The organism is Sorangium sp. So ce302 (assembly GCF_051530145.1).
GTDB classification, from domain to species: domain Bacteria; phylum Myxococcota_A; class Polyangia; order Polyangiales; family Polyangiaceae; genus Sorangium; species Sorangium cellulosum_B.
Window position 1 is genome coordinate 9,092,617 of the sequence record NZ_CP150326.1, and the last position, 26,185, is coordinate 9,118,801.

General features: G+C 72.8%; 17 protein-coding genes, 1 tRNA gene and 1 pseudogene. 11 read left to right on the top strand and 8 right to left on the bottom strand.

Annotated features, from left to right (window positions below):
• The first annotated feature begins 6 nt into the window (after positions 1 to 6).
• Positions 7 to 1,641: a sigma 54-interacting transcriptional regulator gene (locus tag WME73_RS34520; protein WP_437912315.1), complete on the top strand. Its 1,635-nt coding sequence runs from the start codon at positions 7 to 9 to the stop codon at positions 1,639 to 1,641.
• Positions 1,642 to 1,887: 246 nt separating this feature from the next.
• Positions 1,888 to 1,962: transfer RNA gene (locus WME73_RS34525), tRNA-Gly, on the top strand.
• Positions 1,963 to 2,021: 59 nt separating this feature from the next.
• Here WME73_RS34525 and WME73_RS34530 read toward each other — a convergent pair.
• The 6 genes from WME73_RS34530 to WME73_RS34555 all read right to left on the bottom strand — a co-directional run bounded on the left by WME73_RS34530 (position 2,022) and on the right by WME73_RS34555 (position 8,253).
• On the bottom strand, positions 2,022 to 3,041 hold the full coding sequence (locus WME73_RS34530; RefSeq protein ID WP_437912316.1) for a DUF2891 domain-containing protein: 1,020 nt from the start codon (positions 3,039 to 3,041) through the stop codon (positions 2,022 to 2,024).
• 12 nt (positions 3,042 to 3,053) lie between these two features.
• Positions 3,054 to 4,010: a DUF979 domain-containing protein gene (locus tag WME73_RS34535; RefSeq protein ID WP_437912317.1), complete on the bottom strand. Its 957-nt coding sequence runs from the start codon at positions 4,008 to 4,010 to the stop codon at positions 3,054 to 3,056.
• A complete protein-coding gene (locus tag WME73_RS34540; protein ID WP_437740622.1) occupies positions 4,007 to 4,699 on the bottom strand; it encodes a DUF969 domain-containing protein in 693 nt (230 codons plus the stop codon). Before WME73_RS34540 ends, WME73_RS34535 begins: the two co-directional genes overlap by 4 nt.
• A gap of 175 nt (positions 4,700 to 4,874) precedes the next feature.
• Positions 4,875 to 7,145, bottom strand: coding sequence for a molybdopterin cofactor-binding domain-containing protein (locus tag WME73_RS34545; RefSeq protein ID WP_437912318.1), 2,271 nt, complete (start codon positions 7,143 to 7,145; stop codon positions 4,875 to 4,877).
• A gap of 2 nt (positions 7,146 to 7,147) precedes the next feature.
• Positions 7,148 to 7,606, bottom strand: coding sequence for a (2Fe-2S)-binding protein (locus WME73_RS34550; protein WP_437740624.1), 459 nt, complete (start codon positions 7,604 to 7,606; stop codon positions 7,148 to 7,150).
• Positions 7,603 to 8,253, bottom strand: coding sequence for an Isoquinoline 1-oxidoreductase subunit (locus tag WME73_RS34555; protein ID WP_437740625.1), 651 nt, complete (start codon positions 8,251 to 8,253; stop codon positions 7,603 to 7,605). Before WME73_RS34555 ends, WME73_RS34550 begins: the two co-directional genes overlap by 4 nt.
• Before the next feature lie 450 nt (positions 8,254 to 8,703).
• Here WME73_RS34555 and WME73_RS34560 point away from each other — a divergent pair, with 450 nt between their 5' ends.
• From WME73_RS34560 to WME73_RS34575, 4 genes are all read left to right on the top strand, one after another.
• A complete protein-coding gene (locus tag WME73_RS34560; RefSeq protein ID WP_437917462.1) occupies positions 8,704 to 10,143 on the top strand; it encodes a serine/threonine-protein kinase in 1,440 nt (479 codons plus the stop codon).
• Positions 10,144 to 10,157: 14 nt separating this feature from the next.
• Complete coding sequence (locus WME73_RS34565) at positions 10,158 to 11,093, top strand: PEGA domain-containing protein (RefSeq protein ID WP_437740627.1); 936 nt, start codon at positions 10,158 to 10,160, stop codon at positions 11,091 to 11,093.
• Positions 11,090 to 11,767 (top strand): hypothetical protein, encoded by a 678-nt coding sequence (locus WME73_RS34570; protein ID WP_437912319.1) that lies wholly within the window; start codon positions 11,090 to 11,092, stop codon positions 11,765 to 11,767. Before WME73_RS34565 ends, WME73_RS34570 begins: the two co-directional genes overlap by 4 nt.
• A 359-nt stretch (positions 11,768 to 12,126) precedes the next feature.
• On the top strand, positions 12,127 to 13,983 hold the full coding sequence (locus WME73_RS34575; protein WP_437912320.1) for a transposase: 1,857 nt from the start codon (positions 12,127 to 12,129) through the stop codon (positions 13,981 to 13,983).
• A 153-nt stretch (positions 13,984 to 14,136) separates the two neighbouring features.
• Here the strand turns inward: WME73_RS34575 and WME73_RS34580 are convergent.
• Positions 14,137 to 14,577 (bottom strand): annotated as a pseudogene (locus WME73_RS34580) (RNA polymerase sigma factor); the annotation flags it as partial.
• Positions 14,578 to 14,793: 216 nt separating this feature from the next.
• Here WME73_RS34580 and WME73_RS34585 point away from each other — a divergent pair.
• The 5 genes from WME73_RS34585 (at position 14,794) to WME73_RS34605 (ending at position 20,862) form a co-directional block, all read left to right on the top strand.
• On the top strand, positions 14,794 to 15,867 hold the full coding sequence (locus tag WME73_RS34585; RefSeq protein ID WP_437912321.1) for a PEGA domain-containing protein: 1,074 nt from the start codon (positions 14,794 to 14,796) through the stop codon (positions 15,865 to 15,867).
• A gap of 17 nt (positions 15,868 to 15,884) precedes the next feature.
• Positions 15,885 to 17,480 (top strand): hypothetical protein, encoded by a 1,596-nt coding sequence (locus tag WME73_RS34590; RefSeq protein WP_437912322.1) that lies wholly within the window; start codon positions 15,885 to 15,887, stop codon positions 17,478 to 17,480.
• A 38-nt stretch (positions 17,481 to 17,518) separates the two neighbouring features.
• Positions 17,519 to 19,063, top strand: a complete 1,545-nt coding sequence (locus WME73_RS34595) for a hypothetical protein (protein ID WP_437912323.1) — start codon at positions 17,519 to 17,521, stop codon at positions 19,061 to 19,063.
• 190 nt (positions 19,064 to 19,253) lie between these two features.
• Entirely contained in the window at positions 19,254 to 20,318 is a 1,065-nt protein-coding gene (locus tag WME73_RS34600) for a DUF1835 domain-containing protein (RefSeq protein WP_437740633.1), read from the top strand.
• An 82-nt stretch (positions 20,319 to 20,400) separates the two neighbouring features.
• Positions 20,401 to 20,862 carry a hypothetical protein gene (locus WME73_RS34605; protein WP_437740634.1) on the top strand — a complete coding sequence of 154 codons (462 nt, stop codon included), beginning with the start codon at positions 20,401 to 20,403 and terminating at the stop codon, positions 20,860 to 20,862.
• 122 nt (positions 20,863 to 20,984) lie between these two features.
• Here the strand turns inward: WME73_RS34605 and WME73_RS34610 are convergent, their stop codons facing one another.
• Positions 20,985 to 26,012: an AAA family ATPase gene (locus WME73_RS34610; RefSeq protein ID WP_437740635.1), complete on the bottom strand. Its 5,028-nt coding sequence runs from the start codon at positions 26,010 to 26,012 to the stop codon at positions 20,985 to 20,987.
• Positions 26,013 to 26,185 lie beyond the last annotated feature (173 nt).

The following is a 26,185-nucleotide window of genomic DNA, read 5'->3' on the forward strand; positions in this document are numbered from 1 at the left end:
CGTCCCATGCGCGCAGCCGATCTCGACATCCGGAAGCTGCTCGACGTCGACGCGCGCGGCGGTGTCGTCCGCTTCGCCGGGGAGCGCGCGGTCATCCTCGACGCCGGGGCGCTCGGGACGCTGCGCGGGGAGCTCGTCCGGCTCGCGGGCTTCGCGGGGGCGCGCGCCGTGCTCACGCGCTTCGGCGTCGAGCACGGCGCCCGGATGGCGGAGGCGATGGTGTCCCGGCTCCCCTGGGACAGCGACGCCGAGCTGCACGGCGCAGGGGCGCTGCTCCACACGCTGCAGGGCTTCATCCGGCTCGCGCCCGGGGACACGACGCCCCTCGCCTCGCGCGGCGCCACGCTGCTCTCGTCGTACGAGGCCGAACAGCACCTCCTGCACCTCGGCCGCGCGGACGAGCCGGTCTGCTGGATGCTCGCCGGCATCGCGAGCGGCTACATGACCCGGGCGACGGGCGAGGCGGTCTACGTCATCGAGGATCGGTGCATCGGCCGGGGCGACGACGTCTGCCACTTCCAGGGCCGGACGCGCGCCGCGTGGGGCGCCGCGCTCGAGGAGCACCTGCCGTTCTTCCGCGAGAGCGTGCTCGACCTATCGCTCCGCCGGCCCGCGCAGCCCGCGCCGCCCCGGAGGGCGACAGGGCGCGGCCTCGACGCGAAGGCGAGCGCCCTGCCCCTCGCCGCGCCGCGGGGCGAGCCGCCGACCCCGCTCGTCGCGGAGAGCCCGGCGATGCAGCGGGCCCTCGACCGCGCGCGGCGGGTCGCGCCGGTGGACTCGACGATCCTGCTCACGGGCGAGAGCGGCGCCGGGAAAGAGCGGGTGGCGCGGCTCATCCACGGCGCGTCGGCGCGCGCCGCGGGCCCGTTCGTCGCGGTTAACTGCGCGGCGATCACCGAGACGCTGCTGGAGAGCGAGCTCTTCGGGCACGCGCGCGGCTCGTTCACCGGCGCGACCCACGACCGCGCCGGGCTGTTCGAGGCGGCGCGCGGGGGCACACTGCTGCTCGACGAGGTCGGCGAGGCCCCGCCCGGGGTGCAGGCGAAGCTCCTCCGCGCGCTCCAGGAGCGGCAGGTGCGCCGCGTCGGCGAGAACACGAGCCGCCACGTCGACGCCCGGATCCTCGCGGCAACGAACCGCGATCTCGCGGCCGACGCGGCGGCGGGCCGCTTCCGGCGGGACCTCTACTACCGGCTGCGGGTCATCGAGATACGCCTTCCGCCGCTCCGCGAGCGCCGGGAGGACGTCCTGCCGCTCGCGCGGGCGCTGCTCGCGACGGCGTCGCGACGGCTCGATCGGCCTGTCGCGGGCTTCACGCCGGAGGCCGAAGGCGCGCTGGAGCGCCACGGGTGGCCCGGCAACGTGCGCGAGCTCGAGAACGCCGTGGAGCACGCGGTCGCCCTTGCGCGGGGAGGCGTCGCCGATCTGGAGGACCTTCCGGACGACGTCCGCGGCGCCGCGCCGACCGGCGGCGGGGGCGAGGAGCCGGCCGCGCGGACGCTGGAGGGCGTCGAGCGGCGAGCGATCCTCGCGGCGCTCGAGCGGCACGGCGGCAACCAGGCCCGCGCCGCCGCGGAGCTCGGGATCGGGGCGTCGACGCTCTACCGGAAGCTCAGGAGGTACGCCCGCGGCGCGGGGTAGAGAGATGCAATGTGTCGGCGACGGCCGGGCCCCGCCGGTGTCGGAACCCGGAAAACCATGGGACCCAGCTCTCCGTTCCTGAGAAGCTCCACGACCATGCACATCGGTGCTTGACTAGGGCGACGTCGGTTGGTACTCCTCCGCGCCCATCGACGGAAACGACCTCCTCGGAGGTCCCGGCGCGCTCAGCCTCATCGCTGTCCACGCCGCACGAGAGTGGTTTCCTGAGCATTGGGCTCGCCGTTTGCGGGAGTAACTCAGTGGTAGAGTGCAACCTTGCCAAGGTTGACGTCGCGGGTTCAAATCCCGTCTCCCGCTCCACGACCTAGACGCTGCAACACCGGCCGCCGCAGAGCACCGCTCCGCGGCCCCGTGACGCGTCAATCGACGCCCTCGCCCAGCGCGAGGAGGGCGAAGCTCGCCAGCCAGTGCTCGCCCATGTAGTCGCCGGCGACGTGCGGCAGGCTGGCGTCGAGGTGCCGCTCCGCCGCGTCGAGGGCGCGGGCGCGGACCGCGTCCCCTTCGGGCAGCGCCGCGGCGAGCGAGCGCCAGCACCAGGCGCGGCTCAGGTTGAGCCCGTCGAGGTGGGCGATCTTGCCATCGCTGCGGTCGCTGACCGTCGCGGGCTCGAACAGGGTCGCGGGCTCGCCCCGCGCCGCCCGCGGCATGAACCGCGCGAACCAGCCGCGGAACTCCGGTCCGGGCAGGGCCCGGCGCATGCACTCGGCCTCCATGAGGGCGGGCGAGAGGAAATCGTCCTGCGAGGGCTCCCACGCCTGGCAGTCCGCGTCGCGGCCGTACCAGGCGCGGGCGGCCTCGGCGCAGCGCAGCGACAGCCGCTCGTCGCCCTTCACGGCGGCGTACTCCTGCGCGAGCGCGAGCGCGAAGGCGCTGTTCGTGTGCGCGCCGGCGCGGACCGGATACGTGGCCCTGGGCAGGTACTCGAGGAGCCGGCCGGCGAACGCGTCGCCGAGCGGGGCCAGCGCGGCCGACCAGCGCCGCCCCTCCTCGGTCTCGTACCGCGAGAGCTCGGCCGCCAGCATCAGCAGCCACGCCCACCCATAAGGCCTCTCGAAGCCGCGGCTCGACGGGCGCTGCAGATAGGCGAGCTCGCCGGCGACCTTCTCGCCCGTGAGCTGCGCGTCGAGCAGCCCGCGGACCGGCGCGGCGCCGGGCGCGCCAGGGAAGAGGCGATGGATCCGCGCGAGCAGCCAGTGGCCGTGAACGCACGAGTGCCAGTCGAAGCTGCCGTAGAAGATGGGGTGAAGGTCGCGCGGGCCCTTCACGTCCTCGGGGCCGGCCATGACGTGATCGAGCTTGTTCGGATACTCCCGCGTCACGTGCCCGAGCGCGATGGCGGCGAGACGCGAGGCGATGTCCGGTGTCAGGGCGTGCGTCATGCGATGGCGACCTCAGCGCCGGAAGGCGAGCAGGTACATGAGGAGCGTGTTCCCGATCAGCAGGAGCAGCGCGGTGGGGAGCTGGACCTTGATCACGCCGTCGCGATCGGGTAGCCCGAGCAGGGCCGCTGGGACGATGTTGAAGTTCGCGGCCATGGGGGTCATCAGCGTCCCGCAGAAGCCGGACAGCATGCCGATGGCGCTCATGATCGCCGGGTCGCCGCCGAGCCGGCGCACGATCAGGGGGAGCCCCACGGCCGCCGTCATGACGGGAAACGCCGCGAAGGCGTTCCCCATGATCACCGTGAACATCGCCATGCCCACGGTATAGGCGGCCACCGCGGCGAGGCGGCCGCCCCGGGGGAGCGCGCTCCCGGCCAGCTCGCCGACCACGTCCCCCACGCCCGCGGCCGCGAACACGACCCCGAGCGCGGCCAGCAGCTGGGGCAAGATCGCCGCCCAGCCCACGATGTCGAGCAGGCGTCGGCCTTCCTGCAAAGGCGCGAGCAGCGGCGGGCGCAACCACGCCACGGAGACGGCGAGCGCCAGCACCACGCCGAGGGCGAGCGAGATCAGCGTCGCCTGCTTCGGGTCGAGCAAGTGCGCTCCGCGGATCTCGACCCGCTTGAGGACGAGCGCGCCCAGGAGGGCGGTCGCCGGGATGATCAGCGCCGGGACGAAGAGGAGGTCGCCGCGCCGCTCGGCGCTGGCGCGCCGCTCCTCGGGTGTCGTGGTGGCGGGGCGCCCCTGGCCCAGGCCCCTGACGCCCGCGAGGAGCACGAGCGAGATCACGAGCACCCCGTTGCCGAGATCCCCGAGGCGCGAGCCGAAGAGGAAGCTCATCGCCAGGAGACCCCAGAACAGGGTGTTCTTCCATCGCCTCGAGTTCTCGCGGTCGACCGCGCTCAGGACGGCCGACGCCGCGAAGAACAGCCCTGCCACGAGGTAGACGACATCGAGCGTGATCATTCGGCCGCCTTCCCCGCGTCCGCGCGGGCGAGCTCGCGGTGGAGCCGCCGGTCGAGCAGGAGGAGCCGAGTCCCGTGGATCAGGAGCGCCAGCACCGCCGTGGGGATGGCCCAGACCGACAGCTGGAGCGGCTCGACGAAGATGCCATTTTGCTCGAGGAACGCCTTGATCAGCAGGATCGACGCGATGGCGAGGAAGATGTCCTCTCCGAAGAACAGCGCCACGTTGTCGGCCGCCGCCGCCGAGGCGCGGATCAGCCAGCGGGTCCTGTCCGGCAGCGGTCCGTACCGGTTCTCCGCCACCGCCTCGGCCATGGGCGCGATCAGCGGGCGGACCATCTGCGCGTGGCCGCCGAGCGAGGTCAGGCCGAGCGCCGCGCTGAGCTGCCGCACCGCGAAGTACACGAGCAGGATGCGCCCGGTCGTGGCCGTCTTCACCCGCGAGATCAGCGCGCGCGCCCGCTCCTGGAGGCCCGATCGCTCGAGGAGGCCGATGACCGGCAGGACGAGCCAGACCAGGCTCACATAACGGTTGTCGTTGAACGCCTTGCCCAGGACGGAGATCCCCTCGATGAGGCCCATCCCCGCCGAGAGGCAGGTCACGAGGGCGGCCGCCGCGACGACCAAGAGCGGATGGATCCGGGCCACGAAGCCGACGACCACGACCACGACCCCGAGGAACGTGAGCATGCTGCTTACCCTCGTGTCCTCGGGCGACGCCGCAAGCCGGCGACGGCACAGTCCACGGCCGCCCGTGCGCGACCGAGGCCCCCGGCGGCCGCCGTCGCCAATTTCAGCTTTTCAATCCATCCGGGCCGCTCGCGGCGGCGTCCTCTCGCTCACCCCTCCGCGCGCCCTGCCCTCATCACAGCCCCAGGCGCCGCAGCGGGAGCTCCCGGGCGCGCGTCTTCGTCAAGGCGAACACCGCGTTCGCGATCGCGGGCGCCACCGGCGGCACCCCGGGCTCCCCGACACCCCCGGGCGGGGCGTCGCTCTTCACGATCTCCACGTGGATCCGCGCCGGCACCTCCGGGCTCCGCACCACCGGGTAGTCGCGGAAGTTCGTCTGCTCGACCGCGCCGCCCTTCATCGTGATGGCGCCGTGGAGCGCGATGCTCATCCCGAAGACCACCGCGCCTTCCATCTGCGCGCGCACGCGGTCCAGGTTGATGACCGTGCCGGGGTCCGCGACGAGCCACACCTCGTCGACCTTCACCTTGCCGAGCGCGTCCTTCGAGACCGCGGCGACGACCGCCACGTACGTGAGGAAGCTCCGGTGCGCGGCGAGGCCCAGCGCGCGGCCCGCCTTGCGCGCGGCGTCCCACCCCGAGAGCTCCGTCACCCGCTCGATGACGTGCCGGAGGCGGCCCACGTCGACCGGGTGCTGCTCGATCGAGGCCCCGTAGTTCGGGACCTTGTCGACCCCCAGCTCGGCGGGCGTCGCCTTCCGGGCAGGGCCGAGCACCTCGAGCAGCACCTCGCGCGGATCCGCCTGCCGCGCGTGCGCGATCTCGTCGATGAAGCTCTGCACCGCGAAGGCGTGGAAGATGTTGCAGACCGACCGGAGCCACCCGATCCGGACGTGCGCCGGCGCGTCGCACGCCTCGGCGCGGACGTTCGGGGCCGCGAGCGCGAGATCGAGCACGCCGAGGCCGAGCTCGTTCTCGCTCGGGGTCTTCACCTTCGCGTCGAACGTCGACGGGATCGGCGGAAACGCCGTCCGGTGCAGCCACGCCGTCACCTTGCCGCTCGCGTCGAGCCCCGCCGTGAGGTGCTGCGCGCTGACGCTGTGGAAGTAGCCGCTCTGCACGTCGTCCTCGCGGGTCCACTGCACGCGCACCGGCGCGCCCAGCTCGCGCGCGAGCAGCGCCGCCTCGGCGACGTAGTCCGGCTTGGACTTCCGGCCGAAGCCGCCGCCGAGGAACGTCACGTGCACGGTGACCTTGCCCTCGTCGACGCCGAGCGCCCGCGCCACCTCGGTCCGCGCCGCCTGCGGGTTCTGCGTCGGCGCCCAGACCACGCAGCCGCCCGCGTCGACCTTCGCCACCGCCGAGGGCGGCTCCATGGCCACATGCGCGAGGTGAGGCACGTAGTACTCGGCCTCGACCGTGCGCGCCGCCGCCTTGAGCGCCCCGTCGACATCGCCGACCTTCCGCACGACCTTGCCCGGCGCGCGCACCGCGCGCGAGAGCGCCTCGCGGTAGCTCGCCGAGTCGTACGACGCGTTCTCGCCGTGATCCCATGTGATCTGCAGCGCCGCGCGGCCGCGCATCGCGGCCCACGTCGTGTCCGCCACGACCGCCACGCCGCCGAGCGGCTGGAACCCCACCCCGACGCCCTTCGGCGCCGGCAGCTCCACGAGCTTCTTCACGCCCGGGACCGCCAGCGCGCGCGTCCCGTCGTACCGCACGACCCTGCCCCCAACGACCGGCGGGTGCGCGATGACCGCGGTGAGCATGCCGGGCAGGCGCACGTCCGCGCCGAACAGGGCCGCGCCCGTGACGATGGCCGGGCCGTCGAGCAGCGGGAGCGGGCCGCCGACGCGCTTGAGCTCCGAGGCGGGGCGGAGCGCGACCGCCTCCGCGTCGGGCACCGGGAGCTTCGCCGCGTCGGCCACGAGCTCGCGGAAGTCCAGCGAGCGCTTCGACTTCGCGTGGTGGACAGCGTGCTGCTGGGCGACGCACTCCGCGGCGGGGACGCGCCACTTCCTGGCCGCGGCCCCGACGAGCATCGCGCGCGCGGTCGCGCCCACGCGCCGCATCGGCTCGTAGCTGCCGCGCACGCTGCGCGAGCCGTCGGTGTTCTGATCGCCGTAGGCCTTGTCGCCGTCGGCTTGCACGATCTTCACCCGCGCCATGTCCGCGCCGAGCTCGTCGGCGACGAGGACCGGCAGCGAGCTGCGGATCCCCTGCCCCATCTCCGACCGGTGGCAGACGATCGACACCGTCCCGTCGGGCGCGATGTGGAGGAACACCCCGGTCCGGAGCCCCGGCTGCGCCTGCGCGCCGCTGGGCGTGGGCGGCACAGCCGGCGCGGGCGGCGCGGCCTCGGCGACCCCGAGCGCGAGCCCGCCCACCGCGAGCCCGAGCCCCGCGAGGAAGGAGCGGCGGAGGAGGACGACCCGTTGCTGTTCCATCTTCACTCCGTGGGAAGGCCGGCGGCCTTGCGGACCGCCGCGCGGATGCGCGTGTACGTGCCGCACCGGCAGATGTTGCCGGCGAGCGACCTGTCGATGTCGTCGTTCGAGGGCCGCGGGGTCTTCCGCAGGAGCGCGGCCGCGCTCATGATCTGCCCCGCCTGGCAGAAGCCGCACTGCGGGACGCCGAGCTCCACCCACGCGCGCTGGAGCGGGTGATCGCCGGTGGGGCTGAGCCCCTCGATCGTCGTCACCGCGCCGCCCGCGGCGCGCTTCACCGGCGTCACGCAGGCGCGCACGGTCTCGCCGTCGAGGTGCACGACGCACGCCCCGCAGAGCGCCTGGCCGCAGCCGTACTTCGTCCCCGTGAGGCCGAGCACGTCGCGCAGCACCCAGAGGAGCGGCATGTCCGGGTCCACGTCGAGCTTCTGCTCGGCGCCGTTCACCTTCAGGATGATCATGGTCGGGACTCCTCGGGCGGGCACGCCGCGCCCGCCTTCACCCACGCGTCGACGAGCGCGCCGAAGGCCGCCTGCGAGCCGGGCGCCTTCGTGCGGCCATGGCCGGGCGCCCACCCCCACGCCACGAGCTCGTCGCGGTTGGAGTGCTCGACGATCTGCGCGAGCGTCTTCTTGCCGTTGCGCGCCGGATCCTTGATCTGCGCGCAGATCGCCGCCGGCGACCGCCCGAGCCACGCCATCTCCGCCGGCGCGAGGTGCCAGCCCGGCGCCCCGGGGACGCGGGCGAGCTCGAGGTTCTGCGCCTGATGGCACGACGTGCACTCCATCGCCGCCACCCCGCGATCGTTCGGACCGCGCTCGGCCAGCGGGCTGTGGCGCTCGCCGGCGTCGCCCTGGCGCGGGACGCCATCGTGAGGATGGCAGTTCACGCAGCGCGGGTGGAGCAGCACCTTGCTCGCCTCGAGGAAGAGCGAGGCCGCGCGCGCGTCGTCGTCCCGGATCGCCGCGAACGCCTCCGGACTGCGGAGCTCGCCCGGAGCGACGGGCGGAAGAACGACCGGACTGGGCGCCTCCGCGGGACGCGAGTCGCACGCCGCGGCGAGGAGGCCGACGCCAGCCAGCAGGGAACAGAGGAGGAGAGGCTGCATCGCCCGGCCTACCCTGGTGACTCGGCGCGCGGACGACAAGCCCCGATTCGACCTGCGCCCTCGGCGCGTCCCCCGTCGCGTTCACTGACAGCGCAGTTCGCGTTACGTCACGGTTTCCGGCGACAGGGCGACGCGTGGAGCGCGCGAGGACGGCGGCCGTGAACCGTGTGAGCCGTCGACAGCGCGCAGCGCAGCCGCTAGCGCGCCTGTAGCGAACTGTCACGAGGGCGCTACGCAGCGCGGCTCCACGCCACGACGAGACACCCCGACGCCGGCGCATGTCCCCGCAACCCCTCTGCCAGAGCGATGGCTCGCGGCGTGCAAGCCAGCTCCGGCATGAGCAAGACGTTAGGAATAGGCGAGGCCACCCAGCCATCGCCCTGCCTGATCGCCCCAGCTGAGGCAGGCTGCCACACCGCGTCGAGCTCCGAGCGCGGGCCGCTGCCGGGGATGCACGTGGGCTCCCAGCTCCGGCTCATCCGCGCGCTCGGCCAGGGAGGGATGGGGAGCGTCTGGCTCGCCGAGCACGTCGCGCTCAGGACCCATGTCGCGGTGAAGTTCCTTCGCGACATGTACATGGACCACCCGCTGGCCGTCGTGCGCCTCCACCGGGAGGCCGAGGCCGCGGCCCGCATCCAGAGCCCGCACGTGGTGCGCGTGTTCGATGTGAGCTTCACCGACCAGGGGGTCCCCTACATCGTGATGGAGCACCTGGAAGGGCAGACGCTGCAAGATCGGGTCGAGCGCCGCCGGCGGCTGTCGCTCGAGGAGACCGTGTCCATCCTCCGCCAGCTCTGCGCCGCGCTGGCCAGGGCGCATGAGGCGGGGATCGTTCACCGCGACATCAAGCCCGAGAACATCTTCCTCGTGGAGGGCGAGGGGGAGCCCTTCGTGAAGGTGCTCGACTTCGGCATCGCCAAGAACACCGTCGAGGAGGCCGAGCGGCTCACCGTCACGGGCGCCATCCTGGGGACGCCGCACTTCATGTCGCCCGAGCAGATGGCGGGCGGCGCGCGGGTCGGACCGCACAGCGATCTCTGGGCCCTCGGCGTCGTGGCCTACTTCTGCTTGACCGGGCAGATCCCCTTCGGCGGCGCCACCGTCGCCGCGGTGGCCGTGGCGATCGACCGCGGGCCGCCCCCGCCGCCGTCCCAGCTCGCCCCGGGTGTGCCGCCCGCGATCGACGCCTGGGTCCTCTCGCTGCTCGAGCCCGACCCGGCGCGCCGCGCCCGGAGCGCGCGCGCCGTCCTCGAGGCGCTGGACGCGGCCGTCGCCGCCCCGCGCGCCGCGCGGCCCGCCCAGACCGAGCTCATGCCCCCGCGCGAGGCCCTCGGCTCGAGCGAAGGCTACTCGTCCCTCGTGACCACGCTCATGCCGTTCGGCACGCTGGGCGCGAGCTCGCCCCGGCAGCGGGCGCGGGCGCGCACCTGGGCCCTGGCCGCGGGCGCCGTCATGGGCCTCAGCACCCTGGCGTGGGCGGGGGCATCCGGCGTCGCCCGGACCGCGCCGGCAGCGCAGACCGCGTCGCTCGCGATGGTTGCTGGCGGAGCCCCCGGGCGCGCCGCCCCCGCCGCCGAGCCCGCGGCCCAGTGCGCGACGATCGGGCCGCAGCCCGAGGCGCGGGCCGCGGCCACGGCGCCGCAGGTCGAGGCGCAAGCGGCGGCCACGGCGCAGGACGATGCCAGGCCGCACCAGGCCGAGGCGCGGGCTGCGGCCACGGCGCAGGCTGCGGCCACGGCGCAGCCTGCGACCCGGGCGGCCGCCGACGCCAGGGTGCCGGCCGTGTCTGGCGCCCGGAGCGCCCTGCCGGCGGCGCTCGCCGCGCCTGCCGCGACGCCAGGCAAGACGGTCGCGACCCGCACGCGCTGGCGCCGCGATCTCGGCTTCTGACAGAGAGGAGACCCATGCGCCCCCGGCCCAGCACGCTGCTGATGATCACCAGCCTGATCCTCGCATCGCCGCCGGCGCTCGCCGGCGACGCGGCGGACACCGCCGGCGACGCCGCGGACGAGAAGGCGCGGCGCGACGCCCGGGAGCTCGTGTACCTGGGCGACGAGCTCTTCATCCTGAGGAGGTACGCGGAGGCGCTCCGCGCCTACCAGCGCGCCGAGCAGCTCGTCCGCGTGCCCTCGACCTCCATCGAGGTGGCAAAGGCGCTCGTGGCGATCGGTCGGCTCAGCGAGGCGCGCGAGCTCGCGTCCACGATCGCCTCGTCGCGCGCGCTCCCCGGGGAGCCCTGGCCGTTCATGCAGGCGCGGCGCCGCGCCGACGCCCTGCGCGACGAGCTCGACGACCGCATCCCCCGGCTGAAGGTGCGGCTCGTGCCGAGCCCCGCCGGGGCCAAGCTCCGGATCGACGGCCAGGAGGTGAAGGCCTCCTCGGAGGGGACCCTGATCGATCCCGGCAACCACTGGGTCGAGGTCGAGGCCGACGGCTACGTCGGCGCCCGGCAGCGGGTCTACGTCCCGGAGCGGGAGATCACAGCGCTCGACGTCGCGCTCACCCCGGAGCCCCGCCCGGACGGCGTCTCGCCGTGGGCCATCGGCGGGTTCGTGGCCTCGGGCGCCGGGCTTTCGGTGGGGCTCGGCGTGGGCGCGGCCTACCTGAGCGCGAGGAACGACCTCGCCGAGGCGTGCCGGCAGGGCGCCTCGGGCTGCTCCGCAGATGCGCGAGGCGACGCGAACGCCCTGGGTTGGATCTCGAACGTGGGGTTCGGCCTCGCCATCGCCGGCGCGGCCGTCGGCGGCATCACCCTGGGCCTGGAGCGCTCGAAGGCTCCGGCCCCGAGCGTCACCTGGGCGGTCGGTCCGGGCTACATCAGCATGCGAGGGACGCTGTGAGGGCGCGCCGCGCTGCCGCCTGCGCGTTCGCCGCGTGGCTCGCCGGGTGTCAGGTCGTCGCCCCGCTGCCCGACGGCGAGGACGGCGCCACCTCGGCCGCGGGCGACGGCATCGACAGCGGCGCCGCCGCGGGCGACGCCGGCGACGGGAGCCCGGAGAGCTGGACTCCGCCCACGCAGGAGGCCGGCCCGTGCGAGATCGCCGCGTGCTCGGCGCACTGCGCCCGGTCGATGGATCTCTGCGAGCTCACGCCGCAGTATCCGTCGGTCGAGGCGTGCTGCACCGTCTGCGAGGCGATGCCGTCGCCCGACGGTTATGCCGGGTGCCGCGCGGCGGAGACCGGCGATCCAGCCGGCTGCACGGCGGCCGGGCCGCTCGGCCCGGAGGGCGGCGCCGGGTGCGTCGGGCGGTGCGAGGCGATGTGCACGCTCTACGCGGCCGTATGCCCGATCGAGCTCGCGGACATCGCGGCCTGCGAGGCCCTCTGCGCGGTCTTGCCGGCGCCGCAGGTGTTCGACGCGTGCGGCTCGCTCACGGTCGAGGGCTCGCTCGGGTGCAGCACGCAGCAGATCTACGTAGCGCTCGGCGCGGTCGACAAGAAGGCGCGCGACAAGGTGTGCCGCGACATCCTGGAAGGCCGCTGCCCTCCTCCGGCGTGCGCGGCCGGCGACTAGGTCGATCCCGCCTCGCGAACGGCACCGCAAGCGGGGGAGTCTGCCTGCTCTCCGCCGGTGCGTTCGCCTGGGCAGCCGATCCTTGGGAGCGGGAAGCGCTCGCCGCGGAGGCGGGCGGCGACGTCTAGTACTACAGCCGCACGTCGGTGAGCGCCGAACGAGCTGGGCTCCACCAGTGTGCGGACAAGCCAAGCGTCATGATCGTCCGGCCGCTCATCGAGTCCCGCGGAGATTCGGCGACGTGCGGCTGTAGTACTAGAGGACTGATCAGGTTGATTTTGCGATAATTCCGGTCGCTTCGATGCAAGGCTCGACGGTTTCGTCGGGCCATGATCTCGTCCGCGTCCGGAGGTGCACGGATGGAACGATGGTTGCCGCCGGTGGAGCTGTCGCGGCAAGAGCAGGCGCTGATGAAGCGGCTGACGCGCGTGAGAGCACTGTTCGGCTTTCTCAGGCTGCACCGGCACGAGCTGTTCGATGAGACGTTCCAGGAGCAGCTGGAGGGCATGTACCGGACGACGGGGGCAGGCGAGCCGCCGCATCCACCGGCGCTGATGTGCATGGTCACGCTGCTCCAAGGCTACGTCGGCGCATCGGATGCCGAGGCGGTGGAGTTGTCCGTCGTCGACCTGCGCTGGCAGATGGTGCTCGGCTGCCTGGGTGCGGCGACGCCCCCGTTCTCGCAGGGCGCACTGCAGGCGTTCCGAGAGAGGATGGTCGCGCACGAGATGGACGGGATGCTGCTGGAGCGGACCGTGGCGCTTGTTCGGTCCGGCGCGATGACGGAGGGCGAGAGGCGTGCGGTGTCCAAGGCGCTGCGCGTGGCCATCGATAGCCGCCCTTTAGCGGGGGCCGGGCGGGTTGAGGACACGATCAACCTGCTCGGCCACGCTGCACGCAGCATCGTCCGCGTCGTGTCGAAGATCACGGAGCGTCCGCCCGAGGAGATCTGCCGCAAGGCGGGCATCCCGCTGCTCCTGGCTCCCAGCATCAAGGCCGGGCTCGATCTGGACTGGAGCGACCCGAAACAGAAGGCGGCGGCAATTCAGATCCTGGAGCGGCAGGTCTCGTCGCTGCAGCAGTGGGTCGACCGCCACCTGGACGACGTCGTCGAGCAGCCGCTTCGCATCTATCTGGATGCGGTCACCCAGGTTCGAGACCAAGACCTGGAAACAGTCGAGGATGGGACCGTACGCATCCGGCAAGGCGTTGCGCCTGACCGCCGTGTCTCCATCGAAGATGCTGAGATGCGCCACGGCCGCAAGAGCCGCTCGAAGCGGTTCGGCGGCTACAAGGAGCACATCGCACGCGACCTTGACCTTCCCATCATTGTCGCCTGCGCGGTCACGCCCGCGAATCGGCCCGAAGAAGAGGGAGCCTCGCCGATCGCCAAGGACATTCAGCGTCAGCGGCTGCGCATCGTCGAACTCCACATCGATCGCGCCTACGTGAACAGTCCCGTCGTTGATGACGTGATCCGCGCGAAGGGCCGGGTGTTCTCGAAGCCTTGGGGGCAGCGGGCTCGCAGCCCCGACTTGTTCAGCAAGCGCGACTTCAAGATTGACCTGCGTACCAAGACGATTACGTGTCCGGCAGGGCAGGTCGAAGTGTTCGAACCGGGCGACACGGTCGAGTTCGATCCTGAGGAGTGCAGCGCGTGCCCTCTCCGATATCCCGCCACCACACGCGCGACGCGATCACCTCTGCGCCCCGATCGACCCGTGGCGTTCGCAGCGAACCCGCCGGAGGAGCGCATCGCGCTCCGCGGCGTGCTCTCCGCGACCACGACGCTCGCGGTGCTCGTGCAGGAGACGGCACGCCGAGAGCTGTCCCTCGGTGGTCCCGAGCTCAAGCATCGCTCGCGCGCGCTCGATCCTCGGATCGATCCGAGCATGCGCCGCGCCGGTGTGCTCCCGGAACGACATCTTGCCCGCGGCGGAGACCGCGCGGGCCGTCGTGGTGCTGCCCTGATGGGCGGGCACGGCGGAGGCCGTGACGGCCTCTCGCCGGATCGCGCTCTCGGGTCGGCCCGGCCCCACGCCGCGCTGGCCAGCAGGCGCCGCCGGCATCTCGAGCGCGGGCTGCACGCGCCCCGAGGCCGCGAGCAGGGGCGCTTCGGCAAGGCCAGCCGCTGGGCCGGGCCAGGCAGCGCCCGCCCCGAGCACGAGCCCTGCTGCCGCCGTCCCATGCAGCCTGAACCGGCGAAGCCCCCGTAAGGCGTCGTGAAGCCACGCACCGGAGAAGAAGGGCACGAAACACGGCACCGCGGGCTGCCTGCGCCGGTGCTGCGCCGCCTGCCAGCGCCCTGCCTCCTGCTCGATCCTGTCCCAGGCGGCAGCGAGCCGTGACTTGACGGTGTTCTCGGGGAGCGCGTGCGCCCCGGCGATCTCGGCGAGCGTCCGGCCCAGGAGCTCGTGCTCGATGAAGACCATGCGACGTGCGTCGTCGAGCTTGTCGATGAAGCGCCAGAGGACGGAAGCCTGCTGGCGGGCGATCAAGGAGGCTTCCGGGCCCGGCCGCTCGTCCGAAGGATCCTCGTCCTGGAGGGGTGCGATCACCTCGTGCCGGCGGCGCGATCGCCGCCGGCTGCTGCGCACCACGTTTCTGACGAGCTGGTCCACATACGCCGCGGCGTCCCTCGCCAGGCCGATGCGCGCGCGGTTCTCCAGGATGCGAAGCCACGCGTCCTGGATGACGTCATCGACGTCCTGAGCCGGCACGCGCATGGCGCGCGCGAGCCGGCGGAAGCGATCGGAACCAAGCGTACCAGGGGCCGCGATGGCCAGGCTCGCCGAGGTGCTCACATCCATGCACGTCCAGATGCTTCAGGCGCGAAAAGAGGTGACCCAATCGACCGGTGCGACGAAGAACGGTGCGCGAAGGTGCGTCCGCAGGGGGGATAACGAGAAGGCCACGGCTCCGTGGAATCATTGCGCAGGCGACGTCGGATTTATCATGCAAAAGCGCAGCGTTCGATATCCACACGCGCTTGCTGGGCCGACAACCTTGTTGATAAAGTGGGCCGCATGACGCTCTTGCGCTCGGCCCTGTCCGGGATTTGCCTTCTCGGCGTGCTGGGCAGCGGCATCGGGCTCGCGCGCGCAGCACCCGCGCTGACCGAGAGCGCGGCAGCGATGGAGGCGCGCCAGAAGGCCCGGATTGCCTTCGGCGCGCGGAAGTGGACCGAGGCGGAAGCGAGCTTCGAAGCCGTCCTGGCGGCGCCCGACGCCGCCGGAATGACCGCGGTGCAGCGGGCCGAGGTGCTCGGCTATCTCGGGCTTTGCGAGCTGGAGCAGGGCAAGCACCGGGAGGCCGCCGAGCACCTGGGAAAGAGCCTCGAGCAGGACGCCGCGCTGAGTCGCGCGCTCCTCGACAGGTTCACGCGGGCGTTCGACACGGCGATCGAGCACGTCGGCAGGATCTATGTGGCTGCCTCCCCGCCCGACGCCGAGATCCTCCTGGACGGGGAGCCCGTCGGCACGGGCGCCACGGTCCACGAGCTGTTCGTCGCGCCGGGCACGTACACGCTCCGGGCCCGGCTGTCGGGGCACGGGGAGGGCTCGCAGCGGGTCGAGGTCGATGCGGGGAAGACGGTCAGCGCGGCGCTGCAGCTCGTGCGCGCCGTCGACGCGCCCGCGCGCGTACTGGATCCGGGCGCGGGGAAGAGCGAACCGGTCAAGCCGCAGGCCCCGGGGCCGGTGGCATCGTGGCTCGGGCCGGCGCGTATCGCCGGCATCGGTCTGACCACGGCGACGGCCTCACTCGGCGCCCTGTTCATGGTCCGCGCGAGCGCATCCAACGGCGATCTCAAGGAGCGCAACAGCAAGCTGGACGCGCTCGGGTTCACGCCGTGGGCGTGCCGCGAACCGTCGCCGCCTTCAGCGTGCAACGAGCTGGCGGTCCTCCGGCGAGAGCGAGATCAGTTCGCCGCCCTCGGCACGGCGATGGTGGTGGCGAGCGGCGTGGTCGGCGCCATGACGGTCGCCTCGTTCTTCACGGATTTCTCCTTTCTGCAGTCCGAGCCCACGGGACCCCGCGTCGCGTTCTCGCCGGCCTCAACGCCAGGGCAGATCGGCCTCGTGGCGCACGGGGTGTGGTGATCCGAGGAGCCAGGGACATGCACTTTCTCCAGGGACGACACGTGCGGCGGCTGTGCACCGTCGCCGCCTTCTCGACGAGCGGCGCGGGAGGGCTCTCCGGCTGCACGTACACAGAGGACTGCGGTGAGGAGCGGATGTGCCTCGCCCCCCCGCCGTCGCCGTGCGAGGTGAACGAGCCGGGCATGGGGCCCGTGATGGACGAGTGCGGGGTGTTCGCCAGCGCCAGCGCTCCAGCGGAGGGCGCGCGCGCGGGCACGCGGCTCGAGCCGCTCGGCTCGCTGCAAGCCGCGATCGTGGAGGCGCAAGGGCGGGGCTTGCGCCACGTCTATGCGTGCGGCGAGATGTTCGAGGAAGAGGTCACCCTGGTCTCGGGGATCCACCTCTGGGGCGGCCGTGGCTGCGATGACGGCGCGTGGTCGTTCGATGGCGCCAACCACCCGACGATCATCGCCCCGCCTTCGGGGATCCCGCTGCGGGTCGTGGGGGACGAGGGCGCGACGTCGGTCATCTACGGCGTGCGCGTCGTGGCGGCGGACGCCTCCGCGAGCGATGGCAAGTCGTCGATCGCCATGATCTTGAGCGCGGGGGCCGGAGCGATCGTGCGATCGAGCGCGATCGTCGCGGGCGACGGCAAGGACGGGGAGCCGGGGAAGGACGCGGACAGCGAGCGGGCAGCGGACGGCGGGCTGGGAATCGACGGCGCGGACGCCTGCACGGAGGACTCCCCGACGGGTGCCCTTCCGGTCGTGACGGCGTGCGACGACGGCGCCGAGTCCACCGGAGGCTACGGGGGCGACGGCGGGCTCGACGCGGGGGGCGATGGCGCGCCGGGGCAGCCGAGACCAGCGGGGAACCAGGACCCGGAGAAGACGGGGCTCGGAGGCCGCGGCGCGGATGCCCTCACGAGATGTAAGGAAGGGGATCCTGGCCCCGACGGCGCCGCCGCCGGTCGCGCTGACGGCGCGGTCGGCATGGGTTACCTCACCGAGGACGGCTGGGTCGGCGTTCGCGGTCAGGACGGGGAGCGGGGCGGCGTCGGCCATGGGGGGGGCGGCGGGGGCGGCAGCAAGGGGCGAGGCGAGCAGCTCGCGTGTCGGGCGGGCTTGCCTGAGGGCGGCGCGGCCGGTGGCTCGGGCGGGAGCGGCGGCTGCGGGGGCCGGGGAGGTCACGGCGGCGGCTCTGGCGGGGCGAGCATCGGTGTTGTCGCGCTGCAGGGGAGCTCGGTGACGCTCGAGGCGACCACCGTGACCGCGGGCAACGGCGGCAACGGCGGCGTCGGCGGAACGGGCCAGCCGGGTGGTGTCGGGCGATGGGGCGGGCACGGGGGCACGACCTTCGTGATGGGTATGTGGGAGGCATGTCGTGGCGGCCGTGGAGGCAACGGCGGTCGCGGCGGAGATGCCGGCGGCGGCCTCGGGGGGCCCTCCTACGGCGTCGCATCCTTCGGCGCCTTCGTGGGCATCGGCCTAGATGCCCATCTCCAGCCTGGAGGCGCCGGCAAGGGCGGGTCCGGCGGCAACGCAGCGCCCAATGACCCTGTGGGCGAGGGAGAGGCGGGCCACTCGTTGCCCTACGTTCAGTTCGGTGCGCCCGACCCTGAGCCGCCCCGCTGAAGAGCCCGGAGCACGCCGCGTCACATCGAGGGAGAACCATGCGAATCACAGGAGCGATCACCCTGTTCCCCGCGGTGCTGCTCGTCGCGGCCGGCTGCGGCACCGCGCCGGGCCCGAGCGACGCTGGCGGAGCGGCGTGCGACGGCGCCTCGTCGTGTCCAGGCGACGCGCCGCCGGAGTCGGTCTGTCTCGAGCGCCTCGCCGCCAACGTGCTGGAGGATGGCTGCGGGGTGTTCGTCGCGGGGATGTTCGGGAACGGGGACGACGCGAACCCCGGCACAACGAGGGACAAGCCGGTGCGCACGCTGCAGCGCGGCGTCGAGCTCGCGCGCACCGGACGAGGGCGCGTCTTCGCGTGCAACGACGGGTTCTACGGCGCCCTGGCGCTGCCATCCGGCGTCGATCTCGTCGGCGGATACCACTGCTTGAGCTTTGAGCACGAGCCTGGCGGGCGCCCGACACTTCAGATCGTCGACACGTTCGAGCCCATCCTGACCGTCGTGCCCGCGAGCCCCGGCGACACGGGAGCCGCGGACGGCGTATCGACGATCGTCGACATGCGGCTCGTCTCGCACGGCTCGATCACGATGCTCGTCCAGTCCGGCACGGCCGTGGAGCTCATCCGGAGCCAAGTTCGCGCCTCGTCCGCATGGGGGGGCCGCGATGCCGAGAAATGGCCCTATCCGAACGAGGCAGCGGAGGGGCCCGATGGGCAGTACGGGGGCGACGCGTGCTCGGCCGCCGTCGTCCCTGGTGGCGCTGCGGCGGTGAACCCGTGCGAAGGAGGGATTCCGAGCGTCGGCGGGAAGGGAGGGGACGGGCTTCCCGACGGCGCTGGCGACGGCGGGGACGGGCTGCCGTTCGTTGCGTACAGCCCGACGTCCGGGCGGGGGGGAGACGGGGAGGTGACAGGCGTCGATTGCGAAGAGGGATCTGTCGGGCGCAGCGGCGCGCAAGGTGTGACCGGCGCCGCCGGCAAGGGCATGGGGCGCATCACCGAGGCAGGGTGGGAATCCGACAAAGCCGGCGACGGGGGCAGGGGCATGCCAGGCCAGGGTGGCGGCGGGGGTGGCGGCCATCGGGGAGGGCTCGCCGTGTGCGGTGCGGGGTCGAAGGGAGGAGCCGGCGGCGGCTCCGGCGGCGCCGGCGGCTGCGGCGGTCGAGGCGGCCGAGGTGGCGAGAACGGCTATCCGTCGATCGGCATCATCGCGCTTCATGCCAAGCTGACCGTGCGCGATAGCGAGATCGAGACATCCGAGGCCGGGCAGGGCGGCGACGGCGGGCCCCCCGAGGAAGGCGGCCGAGGCGGTCGCGGCGCTCCGGGAGGCGCCTTGGGGGGCGGCCTGTGGTCCTGTCAGGGTGCCAACGGGGGCGACGGGGGTCCTGGCGGCTACGGCGGCCCCGGGCGTGGCGGCGACTCGATCGGCATCGCCTACCTCGACGAGGACCAGCTCACGCTGGAGGGCGTCTCCTATGAGCTCGGACTGCCGGGCAAGGGCGGCGTGAGCTGGGATATCTGGTCCGGCGACGAGGTCACGGGGGAGGAGGGCATCGCCGCCGAGACGTTCCGGTTTCCTGACTAGTCGGGATCTTCTCGGAAGGACGACGCGGTCCGCAGACGATCCGCGGAGGCAGACGAGCCCAGGGCGACGCCCGTAAGGTGCGGTTAGGCACGCGTCCGATCGGCCATCGGAGCCTTTGCGATTACTGTCGCGAGGATTGTCAGGATAAGCGCCCGTACAAGTACAGTGAATGCTACAGCTGTGGATTCGAATGAACACGACGGACCTGCCTGCCCTCCTCGACGCGACGCATGTTGCCTTTGACCCGCCAACAGCAGACCGCCTGGTGCAACTCGGCGCGGCCAACGTCGTGCGTTCGTCAGATTGCCTTGTTGTCGGGCCGAGCCGCCTCGATGCCCTGGAACATGTGCGGACGCGTGAGGCCTGGCGCTCTTTGTCTGAAAAGCGTTCGGATGCAGACGAATCGGGCCAAAAGTGGGATCAGCTCTATTCGCAGGATGTTCGCTGGGAGCTGCCCGTTGTTTTGTGGGTATCAGTGAGCCTCCATGAACGAGTGAACCTATGGAGGGTCTGTAGCTGGCTGCGGCACATCGGGATCGCGTGCAGTGACGTCCTCATCGTCGAGCTCGAGCGTGTCTACGGCACAATGAATAGGTTCCGCGAGCCACCGAGCATGCCGCGGTTCAACTGCTCCGCGTCGGTCGCCGACCATCTCGACAACGTTCTTCTGGATCGTCTCGCCAAGTCGTGCCCTTGGCCAGTGGAACGCTACGATCGTGCCGTTCGCCTCTGGGAAAGCTACGCCGATGAGGATCCTTTGCCCTTCGTCGAAAGCTGTATGGCTGGTGTCGAAGGGTTTCCGGAACTTGCCCCCTTGTGGGAACTTCTGTCATCTTTCTTTCCCAGGAAGACCACGGAATGTAGCCTGCGCCTCAGCCAACTCGATGAACTCATCCTGACCATCCTCTCGGCAGGTGAGTACCAAACTGACGTGCCCGTGTTCTGCCACAAGTCGCAGTCTGGATTGGAGCTGCGGGAGCTCCTCTCCTGTACAGGCGACCTGTTCCTGGAAGATCGTCTGGCCCAATGGGCGAGGCACGCTTCGAACGAGTTCGTAGAGCCCGCACCCGACGTGAGGCCTGACGTTGCGATGAAGTCGTGGGTGTACCGCCTCACCGAACGTGGCGCGCAGCTCCGAGACAGGGGACTTGATCAACTCGCGGACGCGCCGCGCCTTCCCGTAGCGGGGACCGAAGCGTACTCACCTGTGGCCCCCTGGGTGCTGCTCGAAGACGGACGGCTCGCTCGCCTGTGAGGGCTAGCCTAAAACCCGCGATCGGAAGCCAGCTGGCCCACTGGATTCAGCCCTGTAGACCGAAGTGATAGAGGGACTCGCCATGCCCCCTGAGCCGGAAGACCAGGACCCGCGCCCGCCGCCTACCGAGGCGGAGCTGGCAGCGATCCCGGATACGGCCACCTTCGCCGCAGCCCTCGTGTGGTGCGGCTATCTCGCGTCACCCAGGATGGTCGCGAAGATCCCCCCCGCGGATCTGCGCCGCCCTGCGCTCGGCCACATCGACAGCCTGCTCGCCACCTTCCGGCCAGTCCGCCGGGATCAGCCGGAGACGCGGGCATGGTGGCTAGCGCTGCTCGAGCGCCTCGAGAGCTTCCGGGCGCTCTGCGAAGCATGGGACGGCACCAGAGCGCCGCCCATGCCGTTGCAGGAGGCCGCGCGGGCGGTCCTCATGCACCTGAATCACAAGTCGAGTTCGGAGGAGTACGAGACGCTCGATGAGGAGGTAAGCCCGTTCTACCTCCAGCCCCCCAGCCCGCGGGGCGCCCAGGAACGTCGGCGGTAGGTGCGGCGATCACCGCGCGATCGAAGTCCGCCCCTGCCCGCCTGTCAAGCGAGCGCCGGGAGCCGACACGCTGGCGAGGCGCGAGGGAGCGGCCGAAATGCCCCGGCCGCGGCGCCGGCGCCTCAGCCGCGGCCGCGGGTATGGGCGAGCGCGTAGGCCATGCCGCTCTGCAGCGTGCCGAGCGTCAGCAGGCCGTCGAGCCCGGCGGCGTCGTGGACGAGCCGCTGGGCCGCCGCGGGCCGCACCCCGGTGAGGATCGCCTGGGCGCCGACCAGGCGCAGCGCGCTCGCGGCCCGGGCGAGGATCGCCGCCGGGGCGGCATCGAGCTGGCGCACGCCGGTGATGTCGAGGATCACCACCTGCGCGCGCGTGCGGACCGAGCCCTCGAGGGCCGTCGCCAGCACCTGCGACGCGCGGGCGTCGTCGAGCACCCCGATCAGCGGCATCACCACGATGCTCTCCGTGATCGGCAGCAGCGGCGCCGCCATGTCCGCCAGGCGCTCCTCCTGGACGCGCAAGATCTCCGCCTGCGCCGCCGACCGCTCGCGCTCGGCCCGCTCGCGCTCGCCGATCTCGCGGCGCGTCTGCGCGTGGGCCTCGCGCAGCGCCTCGCCCTGGCGCACCAGGTCGGCGTTGACCGCCTGGAGCTGCTCGAGCGCGGTCTGCAGCTCGTGTGTGCGCGCCTCGACCTGCTGCTCGAGCTGCTCGCGGGCCTGCTGCACGCTGGCGTACAGCCGGGCGTTCTCGATCGCCACCGCCGCCTGCGCCGACAGCAGCTGCAGCAGCTCGACGCGCTCGGGCGCGAAGGCGTCGCGGGTCGCGTTGTTCTCGACGTAGAGGATCCCCGACAGCCGGCCCTGGTGGAGCAGCGGCAGGCACAGCACCGAGCGCGGGCGCTGGCTGGCGACGTAGGGGTCGCGGGCGAAGCGGGGCTCGGCGCCGGCGTCGCCGAGCAGCACGCCCTCGCGGCTGCGGGCGACGAAGCGGGCCACCGAGGTCGCCAGGGCGGCGTCGTCGCGCATCGGCTGGTCGAGGCCGACGCGGACCTCGTCGGGCGCGGTGCGCATCTCGGCGGCGATCGACAGGTCCTCGCCCTGCGGCACGAGCAGGAAGCCGCGCTGGGCGCCGGCGCGGAGCATGACGATCCGCATCAGGCGGTCGAGCAGCCGGTCGAGCACCAGCTCGCCGGCGACCGCCTGGGCGGCGTGCATCAGGCCCTCGAGGTCGAGCGAGCCGCCGCCGAGCCTGCGGGTGGTGGTCGTCGAGCGGCTCGTGCTGTGCCCAGCGCGTGCGGGCACGGGCGGGGCGAGCAGGTCGGCGCGGGTGAGCAGCAGCTGGCCCGCCTTGGCGGCCGCGCCCCAGCGGGCGAAGCCGACGTGGGCGTCCTGCAGGTAGGCGCCGGCCAGCGCGCGACGGTTGCGGCGCAGGTGCAGCCGCGCCGCGCACTCGCTCGCCAGCGCCGCGTGGAGCACGAACCCGCGCGCCTGCGCCTCGGCGATCGCCTGCTCGTAGCCCGCGATCGCCTCGGCGTCGCGGCCGGCCAGGCGCGCCGCCTCGGCGTCGAGCAGGTGCTGGAGCGCCACGAACTGCGACGGGTTGCTCGTCGACCACGGCCGCAGGGCCGCGCGCTCGCGCTCGAGCTGGTGCGCCAGCGCCTCGCGCTCCGCCTCGCCGGCCGCGTCCCAGCGGGCCGCGGCGACCAGGCCCGAATAGGAGTACTGCTCGGGCGAGTACATGTGCCCGGCCCCGGCGCCGCTCTCGTGCAGCTCGCGGGCGCGGACGGCGAGCTCGAGCCCGCGCTCGTACTCGCCGTACAGGTAGGCGAGGCGCAGCTTGCTGACCGCGTAGAGCCACGGCACGAGCCCCCCGGGCGGCATGTGGGCGACGAACGCGTCATCATCGAAGCCGTCACCGTCGAGGGCGCTCGTCGCCGACTCGCCCATCAAATTGACGACCACGCGGCGCATGAACTCGACCACCGCCGTCGACGCGACATCGCGGGTCTTCCGCAGGAGCGCCGTGACGTCGTCGATGCGGGCCTCGGCGCCGCGGATGTCGGCGTCGGCGATCAGCGCCAGCGCGGCCGATTGCAGGCAGTAGAACGACACGTAGGCGAAGTTGCCGACCTCGAGCGCGACGCGCCGCGCCGAATCGCGGTACTCCTCGCCGGCCGAATACGGCTGGCGGTAGAACACGACCGACGTGCCGAACAAGAAGTGCACCATGCAGCGGGTGCGCAGGTTGCCGGTGCGCTCGTTGAGCTTGACCCCGAGCTCGCCGAATTCGTAGGCCTTGCCGAGCTCGCCGGTGACGCCGGCGAGCAGGATGCTGTACACCGCGTAGCTGTAGTCCGACCCGTCGACGTTGCCGTGGCGCAGCGACAGGTTGACCATGTGCAGCACGATCAGGGGGAACAGCGCCGGCCTGCCGACGAACACCGGCCCCGACATCGACGCCAGGAGCCGCATCACGACCTCGACGTCCGGGTCGCGCGCCGGCGGGGCGTCGAGCAGGGCGCCGACCCGCCGCTCGCCGAGGTTCTCGTGGGCCGCCGCGAACGCGGCCGCGACGGCCTCCTGCAGCGCCGGGCCCTCATCGGGCAGGCCGAAGCCGTACATCGCCAGCGCCGCGCGCCCGGCCGCGACCACCGCCGCGAAGTCGCCCATCGCCGCGTGTAAGAGGACGCGGAGGTCGTAGACCTGCGCCCGCTCCTCGCGCGAGCGCGCCCGCGCGAGCGCCTCCTCGAACAGCGCGTCGGCCTCGGCGAACGCCCCGCACAGGTACGCGCACTCGGCCAGCTCGACGCGCAGCGCGAACGCCAGCTCGAACCAGCGCGCCCACGGGTCGGCGCCGAGGCACTCGCAGCCGGCCTGGAAGTACTGCCGCGCCGCGTGGTAGGCCGTCGCCGCACGCGCCCGCCGGCCCGCGCGGAGGTTGAGTCGCGCCAGCGCGATCCGCTCGTCGCCGTCGATCCGCGCCAGCGCCACGTCGAGGTGGCCGACGACCTCGAACAGCGCCTCGTCCGGCACGCCCGCCGGGTACGCGTCGCGCAGCAGCCGGCCGACGCGCAGGTGCGTCGCCTCCCGCACCTCGCTCGCCAGCAGCGAGTCGGCGGCCTGCTGCACGCGGTCGTGGAGGAAGCGGTGGAGATCGTCGCCCTCGCCGCCGGCGAGCGGCATGACCAGGCCCTCGCGGACCAGCTCGCCGAGCGCCGCGGTCGCGTCGTCGCCGTCGTCGCTGCCGACGGCCGCGAGCACGCGCCACGAGAAGCGATAGCCGACGCACGCGGCCCGCTGCAGCAGCCGCTGGGCCGCGGGGGTCAGGCGGCGGATCTTGCCGGTGACGAGGGTGACGACGTTGTCGGTGACGTCGCGCGCCTGCACCTGCGCGTCGTCCCACACCCACCGGCACGCGGCGGGGTCCCAGCGCAGGAGGCCGTCCTCGACGAGCAGCAGCAGGAACTGGCCGATGAAGAACGGGTCGCAGTGGGTCTTCTCGCCGACGATCCGCGCCAGCGCGGCGACCTGCGACCGCTCCATCACCAGGGTGTCCGCCAGCAGCTCCTCGACGTCGGCGAGCGCCAGCGGACCGAGCGGCACGTCGCCGACCTCGACCCCCGCCGCGCGCAGATCGGCGAGCGCGGCCGGCAGCGGGTGCCCGGGGCCGACGTCGTCGTCGCGGTAGGTGCCGAGCACCAGCAGGTACCTGCATTCGGCGTCGAGCAGCATCTCTTGCAAGAGGCGCAGCGACGCCGGGTCGACCCACTGCAGATCGTCGAACACGAGCACGAGCGGGTGGTCGGCGGCGGCGAAGACCCGCAGCAGGGCGGTGAAGATCAGGTTGAAGCGGTTCTGCGACTCGGCCGGGCCGAGCCGCGGGACCTCGGGCTGCGGGCCGACGATGAGCTCGAGCTCGGGGATCAGATCGGTGAGGAGCTTGCCGCTGCTGCCGAGGGCGGACGCGAGGGCTCGCCGCCACGCCTCGAGGACCTCGGGCGCGGCCGTCAGCAGGGTGCGGCACAGCTCGCGCAGCGCCGTGGCGATCGGGGCGTACGGCGCGCCGCGGTCGTATTGATCACACTTGGCGGCGACGAAGAACCCGCCGCCGCGGGCGACCGGCGCCGCCAGAGTCTGGACCAGCGCCGACTTGCCGGCGCCGCCGGGCCCGCGCACGAGCAGCAGCGTGCGCGCGCCGTCGGCGACGCCGGCGGAGGTCGCGAGCAGGACGTCGATCTCCTGCTGCCGTCCGTACAGGCGCGGCGGGATCCGCGGGGTCGACGGCCGGTCGGCGCTGCCGAGCGCGAACGGCTCGATCGTCCCCGTCGCCGCCCACGCGGCCGCGCAGCGCTGCAGGTCGGCCCGCAGCCCGGCCGCGCTCTGGTAGCGATCCTCGGCCGCCTTGGCGAGCAGCTTCATGATGATGTCCGACAGCACCGGCGGCACCTTCGGCATCAGCACCGCCGGGGCGACCGGCACGCGCGCGAGCTGGCTGTGGACCAGCGCCATCGCGTCGCCGGCCTCGAACGGCAGCACCCCGGTCACGAGCTCGTAGAGCGTCACGCCGAGCGAGTACAGGTCCGAGCGCGCGTCGACCGGCCGGTTCATCCGCCCGGTCTGCTCGGGCGACATGTACGCCAGGGTGCCCGCCATCCCCGCGCCCGCATCGACGCGCGACGCCTCGTCCTCGCCGCCGGCGATCGCCAGGCTGAAGTCGATCAGCTTCACCTGCCCGGTCGCCGGGTTGTGGACGATGTTGTGCGGCTTGACGTCGCGGTGCAGCAGCGGATAGCGGTGCAGCAGGTCGAGCGTGCCCGCCACCTCGACGCCGATCGCCAGCACCGCCGCGAGGTCGAGGGCGCCGGCGTGGAACAGCACGTCGAGCGAGCGACCGCCGCAGTCCTCGAGCACCAGCGCGAGCTCGTCGCCGATCGTCTCGAGCGCGTGCGCCTTGATCACGCCCGGCAAGTCGAGCGATCGCAGCACCGCGAACTCCCGCCGAAGCGCGCCGTGGATCGCCGGCGCGAGCGGCCCGCCCTTGCCGATCTTGACGACCACGCGGGCGCCGTCGCGGACGCGGACGGCCCGATGGATGACCACGCCCGCGCCCTCGTGCAGCCTCGCGGTGAACGTGTACGCGCCCTGTTCTGCCATGATTGTGCCTCGTGGCCCGTCGATCGTCGCGCCCGGCCGCCGCGCGAGTCATCGATCGCGCACCGCTTCCGAGCGTACGTGACGCCGCGCGACCGGGTAAAGCATCTGCGTCAGCGCATCGCCACCCCGCCGGCTGTCTCGCCGACCCGAGGCTCGCGGATGGAAATCGCGGA